Here is a 14,803-nt window from a genome sequence, read left to right as displayed (position 1 = left end):
CGAAGAAGAAGTTTATATCAATGCTTTGGCAGATGGTGTAAATGTCTCTTACTCGCAGTTACTGCCCTCTGACGACTGGGGCTTCGCGGGACCTAATTCTGAGATATTCTTAGGGCCAGAATTTGATAATATCCTGGCCTTTTCATTTACTCGGGAGGCAAATGCCGTTGGCTTTGGAATGGATGAATTTTTTATTGATGAAGAACCACCTAATTTATCGACCGTGCCTGAACCAACATCTACGGCTGTGTTGTTTTTAGCCTTGGCAGGTATGGGACTTGCTTACAGGAAGCAACCTGCTTAAGTCAAAGCTGTCTAGCTGGACCGCTAGACATTTGGTTAATACTTTGAAGAATAACAGGCAAGAGTTCTCTGTTTGAGTAGCCTTGCCTGTTATTTTGCTTGCGCTTCTTTAAGCCACTCCCTAGGCAGATTGGGATGTCATACATTTGCAAACCATCCCTGCGATAGAAATCTAATTAAATCGTTGACCTGTCAAGCAAAGATGTTACTAAAGATAGAGATATTACAGAATCACTGTCCCGTAGAGTAAAAATGTCACTAAAGAATGTCTCTTCGTGATCTTAATGGATGATGGTTCGGTATACATTGACGGCGAAAAGTATCCCCTGCCTGAGCAGGTGATCAAAAATATTGAAACCATTATTGGTATGCAGGCTCAGGATGTCAAAAGTTCGCCAGTCCATGTGCGCTTTTTACAGCGGGTAGCGGCTGTCTTTGGCACAGCCAATTTTTTATATCTTCAACTACTATTTTTTGCTGTGTGGTTTGGCTGGAGTCAGTGGACTGGAGAGGCGACGCTACCCTTTGGAATTCCCAAATATGAGCTAAAGAATCAGATGCTCGATACAGCGGCTCTACTAATTGCCACTGGGGTTTTGGTCCATCAAACACGCCAAGAAAAGCTGGCTGAACAACGCTCCCATCTGATGCTGCAGATAAATCTGCTAACGGAACAAAAAACCGCCAAGCTGATTGCGCTACTAGAAGAGCTGCGAGCAGACATGCCTATCTTAAAAAACCGTGAGGATTGGGAAGCTGAACTGATGCAGCAGGCCACCGATCCCCAGGCTGTATTAAATATATTAAAAGAGAATTTAGAACAGACAGAGAATGAGGAGCTAGCGACGATGATTATCTCTGATCCGCAAGAGAAGAGTTAGGGTGCCTTACCCGTTTTTGATACCAGTGCATTAGCGGTGAAGCGGTAACGCCGTGAACACAGATTGATATTGCGATGGTGGTATAAACAATCCAGGCTATACGCTCGGCTGTACTGCCGCTAAGACCTTTACCCATGGCATAGGTTAGGTAGTAGAGTGAGCCTAGACCACGAATGCCAAACCAGCCGGTGAGCCAGCGTGTGGGCATCGATAGCTGGCTACCCAAAAGACTAATCTGAGCCCCCAGCGGGCGAATCACCAGCAGCACTAATCCAGCAATGGTTAACGTATCCGTTAGATGCCAGCCTATTTGTTGAAAACGCAGCAGCGAGCCTAATAAAAGAATAGCGACGACTTCCAGCAGTTTTTCAACCTGTTCGATAAAGTATAGCTGGGTCTGATGGTGTCTCTTTTTGCCAGTTTTGCGAATGGTGAGTCCGGCGACAAACACGGCTAAAAATCCATAGCCGTTGATTAATTCTGTTAGAGAGTAAGTTAGTAAGATAATACTGAGAGCTACTAAGTCTTCCATCAGATCTTCAGAAGACTGAGAGCATTGCACATGGTGATCAATCCAGAGAATGGATTTGGCAACGACATATCCCATCACGATTCCTGCCCCAATTGCCCAGATTAAATCAACCATTACCCACTGGCGAAACCAGCTGTCCCAAGCAGGGTTCTCAATCGCTTTCAAACCAAAATAAACGAATGGAAAAGCCAAAGAATCGTTAAGCCCCCCCTCGGAGGTAATACCAAAGCGAAAATTGTCGCGGTCATTACTGTCGGCTAGCTGAACCTCTGACGCTAGCACCGGGTCAGTTGGGGCTAAGATGGCCCCCAGCAGAATGGCAGCTCCCCAGTCAAACTTGAGTAGAAAATGTGAGATTGTTGCGATCGCACCAATAGAAATCGGCATCAGGATACCAATCAACCGGCCTGGCACTTGCCAGGCTGCCAGAGTCATCGTTCGATTCATCTTCAGGCCACAGCCAAATACTGAAACGATCACCACGAATTCGGTCAGCCGTTCAATAAATTCGCTGCTGGGTTGGTTAGTTAGAAAATCGATACCGTAGGGACCTAAAAAAATACCGACCACCAAATAGATGAGCGCATAGGAGATGGGCAACCGGGCAATCCAACCTGAGCCTAGGGTAACGGTTAGCAGGACTAGGCCAATAACCAACAGAGAAAAGATATAAAGACTCATGGCTGCTTATGCGTAATATATGAACGGGCTGAGGTGCCCTAGCCTATCTGCTCACCTATTTTCACAGTTGGTGAATTAGCCCTGAAATGAGTAACCCTGAATATTCTCAGGATTGTACTGTCGCAGAATACGGGTAGCCTGGCGTACCAGCTCATCCGTGCCTTCAGCAATAATCAAGTATTTACCCTGGTTGAGGCGGTTGCGATAGACAATCGCATCCCCACTACCCACGGTCCAGCCCACCAAACGACCGACCATAAAGGCACCTAAACCACCAGAGGCAGCGCCCAGAAAGCCACCAATGAGATGATTGCCCACTTCCCCAGCCCAGGCAAAGGTTTGTAGCCCCGACAGGATGCTAAAGGCAGCGCCAGCTGCAAACCCAAAAGGAATTGTCCAGTAAGCTAGCTGGTCTGATTGTTTGTCAGCTGCATCATTGGGATTGATCAGTCCATACTCATCAGCGCTTTTGTATCCTTGTCCCAATACAGATATTTTCTGCATGGGTAGAGACTCCTCTTCTAGGGCTGAGTAGGCGGCTTCTGCGGTTAAGCGGTTAGAGAGTACGGCAACTAAATAGTTGTTAGACATGATGTATTTAGGTGAGTGCTTTCTTCTACTGTAAACAATTATTAAGAAGCAAGGCTCTGTTGAAAGTATGATTTGAGCCGGACCTAAGAAAAATCGCTACCGAGACCTGTTGCTCAGCAGCGATTGGAACTAAGGGAACTCGATAGATATCAGTGGCCGTTAACCACCGACGGCGATGGTACCTGCGATCGCAGCAGTAATTGCCGAAACCGTTGCCGTACCAAACAGCCACCAGGAGGCTGCCTCAGCCGTTTTGCGAGTATCGTCCACCTGCTTTTGAGCCTGCTGTTTAAGTTCGCTAATGCGGCTCTGTACCTGTTGCTCCATCCGCTCTGCCTTACGCAAAGCACCGTCGCGGGCATCCTCTACCTGGGCAATCACCCGGTTAGCATCGGCCTCAGACATGGACTTATGGGAACTCATCAGAGCGACCAGCGTGTTACGGTCAAACTGAGATAGCCGCTGCTGGAGGGCGTCAAAGCCAGCTTGGGGGTCATCAAACAGTTTGCTCACGTCGCGCTTAATGCCGTAGTAGTTAAGCTCAGGCCGATCAAGCGAGTCTAAATACTGACGCACCTGGTCCAAAATGCGGTTGAGGGCTGTCTGCAGCTGAGCCTGCACCTGTTGCACCTGGGCCATCATTTGGTCACGGACCGAGATGACCTGGTCCACGGTGGCCTCCACATCCTCACGGGCAATATCATCGCGCTGAGAGACTAAAGCGACAACGGTATCGCGGTCTACCTGAGCCAGTCGCTCCTGCAGCCGTTCGCTACCCAGCTTGGGGTCATTGAGCAACAGCTGCAGGTCGCGCTTGATGCCTTCTGGGTTGAGGGCAGCCTTGTCAGTGCTACGCAGATAATCTTCTAAGGCATCTTTAAAGGACATAACCTGCTGCTGGCTGCGTCGCGCCAAACGGCGGGGCAACCGTAGAACGCTTTGAATGTTCTCCTGCAGGTCGTCAATCACCTGGTTGATCTCAGCTTCAGACAGATCGTCCCGCTGGTTGAGCAGCTGTACAAGAGTGTCGCGGTCCATGCTGGCCAAGCGTGAGCGAATAGCATCCACGCCTACCTTAGGCTCATTGACCAACAGCTCTAGGTCGCGCTTGATACCGGTGGGGCTGAGTTCGGGCTTGCCAGTGTTACGCAGATAGTTTGCGATCGCACGATTAGCCTGCTCATAGTTAGCCTTCGCTTGCGCGGTTAAAGTAGCCGGTGCCTCCAGCGCCTCATACCAGGCTGACTCAACATCTTGGACAACCTGCTGTACCTCAGTTTCAGAAAACTCCTGGCGCTGACTCAACAGCTGAACAAGCGTGTCACGGTCAAAGCGAGACAACCGCTGCTGTAGCCGCTGACTGCCAACTTCAGGATTATCAAACAGCTTACTGATGTCGGCTTTAATACCCTCAGGGTCAAGTTCAGACTTGCCCGTGCTGCGCAGATAGTTTTGTAGCTCGTCCCACTGCTGATTTACCCTCACCTCAATCGAGGACTGCAGACCTTTGGCATCGGCCAGCACCTTGTTCATAATCTGTTCTAGACGACCGGCAATGGCTTTAACGTCAGAATCATTCAGGTCGGAGCGATGCTGCAGATGACGGACGAAATACTCATAGCCAAACTGGGTAAAGCGCTCCTCTAGCTCAGCGGCGTCAACGCTGTCATCTTCTAACAACGCTCTAAATGCATCGGCGCCCATCCCTGTTTCGGAGAGCAGCTCATGCCGAGGTGTGTACCGTAGAAACGTATCAACCTTGGAGACAAGACTTTTCTTGGCCTCGACCCGATACTGTTCAGTCACTTCTGTCAGTACCTGTTGACGGGTTGTTTCTAAACGTAGGGCCGTATCGTGGATTTCGGCCTGGGTTAACAATCCGGAAGACTTCAATACCCGTCTAAAGAAAGAAAGATTTAGACGCTGGATTGCCTGAGCCAGCAAACGCCCATCAGCCTCACGGTCATAGAGTACTTGAGCAAACTCAGCCTCCAAACGTCGGGGAGACAGCTGCCAAGGGTAGGAAGTCAACAAATAATTTTCTACATCGGCTTTGATCGTGCTCTCGGACTCATCGTTGTCACTGGTCACCTGTGCTGCCAATGTGTTTGCTTGGGAGCCAAGCTGTGACTGGGCAGCCTGCAGCTGCTTACGCAGTTTGCCCATGTCCGCATCAGACAAATCAACTCGACCCATCAGCACACCCGTCACCGTATTGATGGCCTGGCTAACGCCTCTCGATATCGCTGACTGACTCTGCCCCCGGTTCTGGTTGCGATACTCTTCTAGAAACTTATCTAGTCGCTGCCCTAGCTGTTCTGTCATCAGCTGTTCTGGCTGAGCCGAGTGCAGATAGTCCACTAGAGATTCAACACCGCCGCTGGGAGACAGCGTGTTTTGCCAACGCTGATACAGGCGATTGGCCACCCGATTCACCTCTTTACGAGACAAATCAGTACGGTCTTGCAGCAGTTCTACAAACGCCTGACGGTCAATCTGACGCAGCATGGTCTGGTCCGAAGCAGAGACCACATCGGATGTTTGCAGCAAGCGTTCGAACTCAGACTCCAGCTGCTCAACATCCAATTCAGGAGAACGCAGTGCATTGAGGTAGTCCACCAGAGACTCTTTCAAGTCGTCACCATTCCAAGCCGCTGACAGCTCCTGACGAATCGCCGCCGCCGCCGCTTCTGCCGTCTGAATAGTCTGATTACTAGCAACCTTTGCGCCCATGGCCGCTGTCGCTGTGCCCACTAGAGTCTGAAAGCTAGAGGTAGCTGTCCGCACCACGGAGCCAATTAACGACCCAACGGTGGTAGAACTCACCCAAAACAGAAGACAGAAGTACGTTCCCCAGATCACCAGTCCAGTGATGGCACCCAGGAGCGCACTGTCATAAAGACTGAGTTTGACCGCTAAAAGACAAGCAAAAAACAGGGCCACACTAACCGTAATCAGAGTCCACAAACCGAATGCAATCCCTATTTTTCTAGGCCCCATACCTCCCGAGTCGTCATCAGAGGAAGAGGAACTGTGACCAACATAGGAAATACCGGCTGCCACCGACAGATTGGTCAACAATAGCTGAAACCCAAATGTCAGAATTAGACCCGACAGCAGCGCAATAAAGAATTGCGGCCCTGAAAAAACAAGCGCGGCTTCCTCAGGGGTATTGACACCTGGGGTAGATAATTGTGCCGAAAGTACGCTCCCCCATCGAAGTGTACTTGAGCTAATCCAATGTTCAATCACAGTTTCTCTCCTAACAATTTTCTCTCTTGCTCTTAAAAGGCAGCATTTGCACAGCAACCATTCCGCGATAGCCAGCCGCCCGGAATTTCACAGCTAGTCAAATTTTTACGTATCGCTATTAAATCTCTTTGCCAAGGATTTTATATCTAACTAAGGGTGTATCTGTTGGGCGTCTCTATCTTTTGTCAGATACTGGATATTGGTAATACTCAACCTACGAAAGATGAATCATGGACAAATTTGCGGTGCAATGGAAGGGCAGAAAAAGAAAAAAATTAATTTATGCGACCGATCAACATTGGCCTATCAGAAGAACAACGTCAGGGCGTTGTAGATTTGCTTAACCAAGATCTATCAGATGCTTACTTACTTGTCATTAAGACGAAGAAGTATCACTGGGATGTGGTTGGTCCTCAGTTTCGCACGCTGCACCAGCTTTGGGATGAGCACTATGGGATCATCTCAGCGGCCATTGATGCCTATGCAGAACGGGTACGGGCCTTGGGCGGCTATCCTGTTGGTACAGCAGATGGCTTTCTAAAGCATGCCACCCTGCGTGAGCATCCAGGCGACTTACCCACTGCCAATGAGATGGTAGCTCGGTTGGTCGTTGACCATGAGCAGATTATTCGTAACCTGCGCACCCACATTAGTCAATGCTCAGAGAAGTACGGCGATGAAGGGACTGCCGACTTTTTGACCGGTTTGATGGAACAGCATGAAGAAATGGTCTGGATGCTGCGTTCCTTTATCGATGGTGAGGCTCTCAAAAGCAATGGCGATAACGAGAGCGAACTTAAAGTCCCTGCTGGCGTATAAACTAACATCCGACAACTTTAAACAAAAAGTCCAGCCTACAAAGGCTGGACTTTTACTGAATTTATCCCTCCCTGACTCTCCCTATCGGTCTCAGTTAACAGCTAGGCCGATAGGGAAAGTCAGAAGGGTGAGAGACCTACTTCAACACAGGCGCAGGGATGACCCGTTTTGGCCTGCTCCCGGCTGCAGGAGAACGGCGCCGGGAAGAACTTGGGGTTCTACTACGGCGAGAGCGTCCGCCTCCGTTCTGAATCGGTTCTGGCTTAATTCTGGGATCGGGCTCATATCCAGGCAAAACCACCTTAGGAAGGTCCTGCTTAAGGAGGCGTTCAATTCCTTTGAGAAGCTTCAGCTCGTCCACACACACGAGAGAAACGGCTTCCCCTTCATTGCCGGCCCGGCCTGTGCGGCCAATCCGGTGGACATAGTCTTCTGCTACATTAGGCAGTTCATAATTCACCACGTGGGGCAGCTGAGCGATATCCAGGCCACGAGCGGCAATGTCGGTAGCCACCAGCACCCGCACTTTCCCAGATTTAAAGGCTGCAAGCGCCCGAGTTCTCGCGCCTTGGCTCTTATTGCCATGAATAGCTGCCGCCGTCAGTCCGTCTTTTTCTAGCTGCTGGGCTAATCGGTTAGCTCCGTGTTTGGTGCGGGTAAATACCAGCACCTGCTGCCAGTTGCGGGAGCCAATCATGTGGCTCAGCAGTTCTCGTTTGCGGCTTTTGTCTACGGGATGGATGACTTGTTGGATACCATCTGCCGTAGAGTTTTGGACAGCGACCTCAATCAGCTTAGGGCGGTCTAACAGACTATTAGCTAGACGTTTGATGTCCTTTGAAAAGGTGGCGGAAAAAAGCAGATTCTGGCGGTGGTCTGGCAGCAAGGCCAGCACCTTGCGAATATCGTGGATAAAGCCCATGTCCAGCATGCGGTCGGCTTCGTCCAAGACCAAAACTTCTACCTGGGACAGATCGACGGTTTTCTGACCGGCATGATCCAACAGCCGACCGGGGGTGGCTACTAAAATATCAACACCGTGCCGCAGCTGTCTAATTTGGGGATTGATTTTAACGCCGCCAAAGATGACCGCTGAACGTAACGGTAAGTGACGCCCATAGGTTTCGACGCTGTCTCCAACCTGAGCTGCTAGCTCTCGGGTGGGTGTTAGCACTAGTGCCCGTACCGGACGTCGACCTTTGGGAATAGGGGTTTCGCTCAGACGCTGCAGCATAGGCAGGGTAAAGCCGGCGGTTTTTCCCGTGCCGGTCTGGGCTCCTGCCATCACGTCTCGACCGGCCAGAATAACTGGAATGGCTTGACTTTGAACGGGTGTCGGCTCAGTGTAGCCCTGCTCGTCGATAGCACGCAGAAGTTCGGCGGAAAGGCCGAGGGTATCAAATGGCATCTAGTTAATTGCTCCAGTTTTGCCCCATCAGCCGTCGTATTGGCTGGCACCGGTCCGGGCTGGATAAGTGTAAAGTCTTGAATGAGACAGGAAGTCCTATTCCTGGGTAATGCAAACGGTTCAAGAGTTTTCTCGATGACGCTGGGTCACAAAGGGTTACCAACCGGCGGGTCCCCGAGAAGACCTCATCATAGCAGTAATTGGATAAAGCTGCTTTATGGGGGCCAGGCATTAATCAGACCCGTTGGGCTGCTGTTTGGTGAGCTGTCTCAGGCTATCCTCAGATAGGGTAACCGGTAAGGCTGATTTGGGTAGGTGAATGTCTCGCTGGGGAAAGGGAATTTCGATGCCAACGTTACGAAAGGCAGCTGCGATCGCAAAATACAAATCACTCCGAATCTGCGGATAAAGTTGGGGTTTCCGGATCCACACCAGCAGCTCAAAATCGAGGGAGTTCTCCCCAAAGCCCATGAGAAATACTTCAGGGGCGGGCGCGGCCATCACGTTAGGATGCTCCCGCCCCACCTCCAGCAGGATTGCCTTGACGGTTTGGGGATTGCTACCATAGGACACCCCAATGGGAATATGAATGCGAGACAGGGGATTGCGATGGCTCCAGTTGATCACATCGTGCTCTAAAAATCGGGAGTTAGGCACAATAATCGACACCTGATCGAGGGTGCGAATATCGGTACTACGAGGACCAATGCGATCCACCACCCCCAGGCGACCATTGAGTTCAATAAAGTCGCCCACCTGGATCGGGCGCTCAAATACCAGGACTAGGCCACTGCTGATGTCCTTAGCAATATTTTGCAACCCTAGACCAAGCCCTACACCGAGGGCACTGGCCAGTAGCGTGAGGGAGCTGAGATCAATGCCCCACAGCTGTAAGACCGCAATCACCCCCACAAACAAGATGGCATAGCGCACCAGGATGGCAATGGCGGCCTGCATCCCCAAACTGAGACCGGAGGTGTGTAAAAGGCGCGATCGCAACACATTGGTCGCCATTTTTGCCAGCAGGACCAGTCCCCCCAGCTGCACCAACAGCACCAAAATATCCACCAGTGACAGATGGGTTTCCCCCAACGGTAGTGACTGGCCCACAAAAAGAGACTCCAGCTTACCCTGGGCCCAGGTCGCCCAAATCCGCGTTATCCGAAACTGCCTGACCACAAACAGCAGCACCCACAGCCAGAGAGCTGCCCGCAGCGATAGCAGCATCAGCTGTGCCGTAAACCGTGCCAGTGAAAACTCGTTGCGCCCCAGCGCCGTTGCCCCAGGCTGGGGTTGAGCGACGACTACAGGTAGCAGGGAGAACACGTAGCGTCGCCAGAGATACTTGAGTAAATACTGAAGTGCCAATGCACTGGATAGGGCACTCAGAGAAATAACAACCGCTCGCAGCAAATATTCACCATTGAGTTCCCGTCGGGCGTGGTTCAGCCACTCTTCAATCTCCTCAGCCCACTGTTTAGCCTGTTGCTTGAGCGTTTCTTCGTTAATCTCGACATCAGGGTTTACCGCTTGCAGATCGTCAGCTGTCACCGATAAAAGCTGACGTCTTGTTGTGCGCCCAAACGCGTTGTTGTAGATGATCGGTGTATATCTGGGTATCTCCACCGTTACTGACAGGGGTTCACTGGACCTCATCAGCTCTGTCAGCTCTCCATTAATGCCTTGGGCCCTTTGCTTAGCAGTCAGAGCCTCGGTGCCTGCAACTTGGAACAACCGCTGCCCCTCGACGACAACCCACGCTGTAGAAGCGACCTCCGCTTGCTCCGGGCTGTCTTGCTCCGCATTTTCTTGATTCTGAGTTTCTGGCGGCACCTGCTCTTGGGGTACTTGGGCCAGCGGTTCTGAAGCTAGGAACAACGTCAAACCTAAAACCACACTGAGCAGCAAACTCGTTACAAACTTGCCCATGGGCTGCCAGCAGAGCGCGCATTTGATAAAACGCCCGCCGTGATCAATAAATCGGCTAAACACTGTCCGCTATCCCATCGATTTGGGCCTATCCTACAGCGTTTAGACAAAACCTGTGGGTGCCAGGTATAGATTGTGGCCTGGGTGTGAATAATCAGCAGTGAGCGATGGACGAACGATGGCGCCAGGTGTTGCAACCGCCCAGTAGCGACCTAACGCAGTTCGCCTCGACGATACCTCCGAGCAAAAATTGGCATCAGCGACAGCACCATCAGTAAACTCAGACATAGTGCCACAGGCCCCCAGTTACCGCCATGGAGGGCATCCACACCGGTTACCCCCAGCCAGGTATAGGCCATTGTGCCAGGAATGATGCCAATTAGGGTACCAATGGCGTAGGGCGCCACAGAAATATTGGTCAAACCAAACAAAAAATTCACCACATTAAAGGGCGAAATTGGAGCAAATCGGACCGCCAGTACACAGGCCAGAGCCTGCTCATCCATCGTATGGTCCAACCGTTTAAACAATCCCTGAAATCGAGGATGGTGACTAAAGCGCCGTGTGAACCAACCATGGAGCAGGTAGCGCGCTAGCCAAAATGCCACCACCGCACCAGCTGTGGCTCCTAAAATGGACCATAGGGTGCCCCAAACTAAACCAAATAGGGCTCCCCCTATAACCACCAGCACAGTGCCTGGCACCCCCACTGCTGCGGCTAAAGTATGGGCTCCGAGAAAAAGAGCAACCTGCCAATTACCGGCACCGTGAAACACTGTCATGAGTGTCTGGTGGTCCAGGAAAAAGACAACCAATTGCCAACAGCAAACCACGAGCAGGCCTGCCATTAACCAACCTAAGGTTTTTTTCGTAAGCATAGGGGGCACTGGAAAAATTGCTGAGTCGCCAACGAACGCATAAATACCCAATAATCTGGGTCAGGATTCAGCTGGCATCCCTTCGTCTGACACTCCCTGCAACGCTTTTCGGGCAATCCGGGTAATGTACACCGTGATGGCGACCACCGTAACAAGGATCAAAATTTTGATCGCCCAGTCAATGACTGGATTAGAGGGGACATCGCCAGTTCCCAGGGTTGCTAAATCTTTGACTAGAGACCCCAGGTACACATACATAATGGTACCTGGAAGAATACCGGTTGTTCCTAGGATGTAATCAGTCAAAGAGACCTGGGTTAACCCTAAGGCGTAGTTTAGAAGGTTAAAGGGAAAGGCCGGAGATAGTCGAATTAAAAAGACAAGCTTTCTACCTTCTTTTGCGATCGCATCATCAATGGCCGCAAACTTTTTATTACCCGCAATTTTCTGCGCAATCCAATCACGGGCAACATAGCGACCGATCAAAAATGCCGCTGTGGCCCCCAGCATCGCCGCTATGAACACCAAAAACGATCCCTGCACAACACCAAAAATAAACCCCGCTCCAAGGGTGACAATCGATGCTGGCAAAAACGCAACCGTAATGACAATGTAGAGCAGCACAAAGACAATAGGAGCCCACAGCCCCAGGGACTGAATCCACGCCAGGGTACTGACCAGCTGATTTTGTAACCCTTGAAAAAAGCCCACAGACTCCCCCGCATCCTGGGCCATGGCTGGGGCTGCCGCGAGCAGTACCATTCCGATAGAGGCAAACGCCATAAATTTGATCAGCCCCTTAGTTAGTTTGGACAGAGTTAGCTTGGATAAAATCAGCTGGCCACGCCCTGGGCCTAGCACTTCTCTAAAATCGTTCATGGGTAATACTCCAATAGTTCTAGGGTGATAAACCAATCAATTCATCAAAGTAGCTGCATCTTTAGACCAAAGACCCCCCACAGCTAGAACCGCTGCCAGCGGTACAGCCATAGCAGTAGGAACGAGTTTGCACATGCTCGATCACGTCTAAGCTGCCACGGTCCAGCAGTGCCTTCACCGTGACCGGCTGCCCTTGGGCATCCTGGGCAGGAATGCCCTCCATTTGGTTAAAGTCACAGTCATATACCTGACCTAAATAGTCCACCGACAGCTCATTGCGACACATCAGATGGGCCACTGTACCGGCATTGTGATGCTGAGCCAAAAACCTGAGATAGGGCTGATGCAGCTGACGATGATTTAGGTGAAATTTAGTCCGACCGATGGGCAAATTTGTAATGGTAAACAAACTGTTGAACTCAATGCCAAAGTGTTCATCCAGGTAAGTCTTATACGCCTGCTCCAGACCGGCCTGCTCCGGCGTCAGTGAAAAGTCTGTCGACGTGGGCACCGGGGGGTTATAAACCAAATCAATCACCAAATTTGGGTCTTTCCCATAGCCTTGTTGATTTAATAGCTGCAGGGCCTGGATGGAGTCGTTGTACACCCCTTGTCCCCGCATTTTGTCCACATTGTCTTCCAGGTAACAGGGGAGCGACGCCACCACCCGCAGCTGATTCTGAGCAAAATACTCAGGTAAATCTTCATAGCCAGGCTCAAAAAAGATGGTCAAATTTGACCGCACAATCACTTCTTTAGCTTGGCTGCGAGCGGCTTCAATAATGGGGCGAAATCCATAGTTCATCTCCGGTGCCCCCCCGGTCAGATCCACCGTTTGAATTTGTGGAAAACGATGAATCATTTCCACCAGCTGATCGCACACCTCAGGGGATAACTCTTCAGTGCGCTGAGGTCCAGCTTCCACATGGCAATGGCTGCAGCTGAGGTTGCACTTACGGCCTAGATTAACTTGGAGAACGCTGATGGGCGTCTTGGTCAAAGATTGACCCAACGTCGCCTCAAAACTAGGCAGTGTCTGTGGAGCAGGCTTGGATTGGACCATAGTTTAAATAAAAGATTAGGTGATTTTACTGAAGGCGGTCAGGAATATTGATGTCCACGGGTGTCATTGAACGACACCTTGCTGAATTTTTGCTTAGAAGTTGGCGGTAATCATCTTAAATCTGAATGGCCAATTTAAATGCATATCAGTTACCTATGGCCACAGGCATACTTGGAAAAGAGGCGTTGCTGAGTCGAACCATAGTTTGCTCAAATCTTGCGCTTGGCGATGAAGCGTCAGCCCGCCTCGGACTCAAAGTCGCAAGGTTAACAGAACTAAAACCTACTAAAGGGGTTAAAGATCGCTAAAAGCTCTATATCTAGAGCTTCACAGCCAGATTGTCCCTTTAGCGGACAGCCCTCAACTAGCGGTAGGTTTCGAACCTAGCGCGGGTTTCAGCTTCACGGCTAACTAGGTGTAAGCTCTCAGTCTACAAACTATTGACAAATAGAGGATTTCACCAATCAATCCATTCTCTAAACCAGCCACGACAAAAAATGCGTCCGTATCGGGGCGGGCACGATTTCCGTCTAGAATTGATGCCTTTTTGTAGAAAAAAACTAAATCTTAACTGAGATGTGGTTTATCAGCGGTTTGATTGTTGTTGGCCATCAGTTTGGGCAGTAACAATCCTGAGTTTGCTTTATAGGTCTCAAATTCAGGATAGCGGGAGAGAGATTTATCTTTTTTGAGCATGTTGGGCACAAACATCCCAGCAGCAAATCCCCCCAGAATGACAAAGGGTAGCCAGTGCATCACCAACATAGTAAAGGACAAATAAATTAAAATCTCGCCCAGATAGTTGGTATTGCGACAGCGGGAAAACAGTCCTTCTGTAATCAAGCCTGACTTGTACTTGAGGGTGTAATACTTCTGGGCGTCACTGACATAGTGGAGAAAGACACCGAGTATATTCAGGGCAATGGCGGCAGCAACTAAAGGCAGAGCCGGTTCTACACCACTGCTAATTAAAATAAAAGGAGCGACCCAATACAAACTAACGACACCAAAACCGACCAGACCCAACGGCAGAGCAACTTCCTCCTCCCACTGTTTATCCGGGTAGAGTCTGTCCTTAAGTAGCCATAAAAAGCCATAGGTGCCATGCAGCGCTAAATAGACCCAGGGACCCAGGGTAAAGTTTTGATAGGCCAGCATCAATCCGAGAACAAAAAAGAAGGTGGTCCCTTTGTGTAAGTTGATAAAATGTTTGACTTTCATAGTGTGCTTATATCACTTAAAAACCAGCTCATATCATCACTTGACAAGGCAGTAGATGATACCATTGCAATCCTTTAGAACTTACGCCATTTGCCATGTTATTTCCTCTCCTGCTCGTAAAGGAACCAGTCCAAAGGTGGTAAAGGGAACTTCATCCGGAATGCGCCATGTTGTTTTACTCAAAGTAATGCGATCAGTATTACGTGGCAGTTGATAAAAGTCAGGTCCATGAAAGCTAGCGAATGCCTCTAGCTTATCCAGGGCATCAACACTCTCAAACGCTTCTGCATACAATTCCATGGCGTGTAGGGCTGAATAGCATCCCGCACAGCCACAGGGCGCTTCTTTTTTGTTACGGTAATGGGG

General features: G+C 50.2%; 12 protein-coding genes and 1 pseudogene. 3 read left to right on the top strand and 10 right to left on the bottom strand.

Translation table 11 applies throughout. From position 1 onward, the window contains the following. Nucleotides 1–304 (top strand): PEP-CTERM sorting domain-containing protein (locus tag IQ260_RS16050; protein WP_193994116.1); only part of this gene is annotated, 304 nt, incomplete at its 5' end. Between the two features lie 283 nt (nt 305–587). Beyond that, nucleotides 588–1,184 carry a DUF1003 domain-containing protein gene (locus IQ260_RS16045; protein ID WP_193994115.1) on the top strand — a complete coding sequence of 199 codons (597 nt, stop codon included), beginning with the start codon at nt 588–590 and terminating at the stop codon, nt 1,182–1,184. Here the strand turns inward: IQ260_RS16045 and IQ260_RS16040 are convergent. From IQ260_RS16040 to IQ260_RS16030, 3 genes are all read right to left on the bottom strand, one after another. Further along, entirely contained in the window at nt 1,156–2,397 is a 1,242-nt protein-coding gene (locus tag IQ260_RS16040; RefSeq protein WP_193994114.1) for a cation:proton antiporter, read from the bottom strand. The two genes, IQ260_RS16045 and IQ260_RS16040, sit on opposite strands and share 29 nt — an antisense overlap. 75 nt (nt 2,398–2,472) lie before the next feature. Next, complete coding sequence (locus IQ260_RS16035) at nt 2,473–2,988, bottom strand: hypothetical protein (RefSeq protein WP_193994113.1); 516 nt, start codon at nt 2,986–2,988, stop codon at nt 2,473–2,475. A 159-nt stretch (nt 2,989–3,147) separates the two neighbouring features. Continuing rightward, nucleotides 3,148–6,240: an MFS transporter gene (locus tag IQ260_RS16030; protein WP_193994112.1), complete on the bottom strand. Its 3,093-nt coding sequence runs from the start codon at nt 6,238–6,240 to the stop codon at nt 3,148–3,150. Nucleotides 6,241–6,522: 282 nt separating this feature from the next. Between IQ260_RS16030 and IQ260_RS16025 the strand changes: the two genes are divergently transcribed. Next, nucleotides 6,523–7,059, top strand: a complete 537-nt coding sequence (locus IQ260_RS16025) for a Dps family protein (protein ID WP_193994111.1) — start codon at nt 6,523–6,525, stop codon at nt 7,057–7,059. Between the two features lie 136 nt (nt 7,060–7,195). Here the strand turns inward: IQ260_RS16025 and IQ260_RS16020 are convergent, their stop codons facing one another. The 7 genes and pseudogenes from IQ260_RS16020 to IQ260_RS15990 all read right to left on the bottom strand — a co-directional run. Continuing rightward, entirely contained in the window at nt 7,196–8,467 is a 1,272-nt protein-coding gene (locus tag IQ260_RS16020) for a DEAD/DEAH box helicase (RefSeq protein ID WP_193994110.1), read from the bottom strand. Between the two features lie 231 nt (nt 8,468–8,698). Further along, nucleotides 8,699–10,396 (bottom strand): mechanosensitive ion channel family protein, encoded by a 1,698-nt coding sequence (locus IQ260_RS16015; protein WP_193994109.1) that lies wholly within the window; start codon nt 10,394–10,396, stop codon nt 8,699–8,701. 212 nt (nt 10,397–10,608) lie between these two features. Then, on the bottom strand, nt 10,609–11,274 hold the full coding sequence (locus tag IQ260_RS16010; protein ID WP_193994108.1) for a TVP38/TMEM64 family protein: 666 nt from the start codon (nt 11,272–11,274) through the stop codon (nt 10,609–10,611). Between the two features lie 60 nt (nt 11,275–11,334). After that, nucleotides 11,335–12,153 (bottom strand): TVP38/TMEM64 family protein, encoded by an 819-nt coding sequence (locus IQ260_RS16005; protein WP_228016171.1) that lies wholly within the window; start codon nt 12,151–12,153, stop codon nt 11,335–11,337. Between the two features lie 61 nt (nt 12,154–12,214). After that, a complete protein-coding gene (arsS, locus tag IQ260_RS16000) occupies nt 12,215–13,216 on the bottom strand; it encodes an arsenosugar biosynthesis radical SAM (seleno)protein ArsS (protein WP_193994107.1) in 1,002 nt (333 codons plus the stop codon). Nucleotides 13,217–13,783: 567 nt separating this feature from the next. Beyond that, nucleotides 13,784–14,437: a methyltransferase family protein gene (locus IQ260_RS15995; protein WP_193994106.1), complete on the bottom strand. Its 654-nt coding sequence runs from the start codon at nt 14,435–14,437 to the stop codon at nt 13,784–13,786. 81 nt (nt 14,438–14,518) lie between these two features. Continuing rightward, nucleotides 14,519–14,803: pseudogene (locus IQ260_RS15990) on the bottom strand (dihydroorotase); the annotation flags it as partial.

Origin of the sequence: Leptolyngbya cf. ectocarpi LEGE 11479, assembly GCF_015207065.1 — a bacterium.
GTDB lineage: Bacteria > Cyanobacteriota > Cyanobacteriia > Phormidesmidales > Phormidesmidaceae > Leptothoe > Leptothoe ectocarpi.
The sequence above is the reverse complement of the archived record's forward strand: the minus strand, read 5'-3'. Positions and strand labels throughout refer to the sequence as shown.